Here is a 1,198-nt window from a genome sequence, read left to right on the forward strand (position 1 = left end):
GGCGCGACCGCTTTCGCGGCTGGAGTCACTGTAGGAAGCCCGCTTTATGCGACCTTTAAGCGAGAGTTACCTGAGCGTTAAGCCGCGCGGCCCACCCCGTGATCGCGCAGGTGATCGCGCAGGTGGACGCGCGCCTGCAGCCCCGCAGGCCGGCCCTGTGCGTCATGGCGGTTGGCCAGCACGATGCGCAGGCCGTTGCGCAGCGCGGCCATGCGCGCGATGGCAAGGCCCAGGCCGCTGCCTTCGGTCGAGTTGCCCGGCACCCGGAAGAAGCGGTCGAAGGCGCGCTCGATCAGCTCGGGCGGAATGCCCGGCCCGTTGTCCAGCACATCGACCACCGGCCGCCCCTCCACCTCGTGCAGCCGCACGTCGACCACACCGCCCTCGGGCGAATGGCGCAGCGCGTTGTCGATCAGGTTGTCGAAGACGCTGCGCAGCTCGGCCGGGGGCGCGGTCACCGTCGCGGAGGTCTCGCCCTCGAAGCCGATGTCGATACGGCGGCGGTCGGCCACGACCATCAGCTGGGCCACGCTGTCGCGCAACACCGAGGCCACGTCGAGCGACACCGGCGCCTCGGGCTCGGTGCTGCTTTCCTGGCGCGACAAGCGCAGCAGCTGTTCGATCAGGTGCTGGGCGCGCGTCACGCCGCCCTTGAGGTGCACGTAGTGCTCGGCGACGGCCTCGGTGGGCACTTCGGCGCGCATGTTGTCCAGCTGCAGGCCGATGGCGGCAATGGGCGTGCGCAGTTCGTGCGCAGCGTCCTGCACGAATCGGCGCTGCGCGGCAAAGGCCTGGCGCAGCCGCCCGAGCAGGCTGTTGAAGGCTTCCACCAGCGGCGCGATCTCGTCGGGCACGCGCGACACCGACAGCTCCGAGAGGCTGCGCTCGTCCTGCGCCGCGACGTCGAGCGCCACGCTGCGCAGCTTGCGCGACGATGTCCACACCACCAGCCACAGCACGGCCAGCGACATGGGCAGCAGCAGCGCGATGGATGCCGTCGAAGACAGCGCGCGCTTGGCCACCAGCCGGCGCACGAAGCCGCCGTTCTGGATCACCTGCACCTGGAAGCGGCCCGGGTCGGCCACTGGCGCGGTGGAGTACACGCGCCACATGCCGTCGTCGCCGGAGGCCGTGCGCACGGTGCTCGGCAAGCCGTGGTCGACGGCCTTCCAGTGCCCGCCGATCGGCCGGCTGGTCG

1 protein-coding gene is annotated in these 1,198 nt (G+C 71.0%); it reads right to left on the bottom strand.

The window, feature by feature from the left end; genetic code table 11:
* Nucleotides 1-77 precede the first annotated feature (77 nt).
* On the bottom strand, nt 78-1,198 hold a 1,121-nt coding region (locus ACSFA2_RS25595), incomplete at its 5' end, for a sensor histidine kinase (protein WP_435458136.1).

This window comes from Variovorax cryoconiti, from assembly GCF_051216395.1.
In the GTDB taxonomy this organism is placed as follows: domain Bacteria; phylum Pseudomonadota; class Gammaproteobacteria; order Burkholderiales; family Burkholderiaceae_C; genus Variovorax.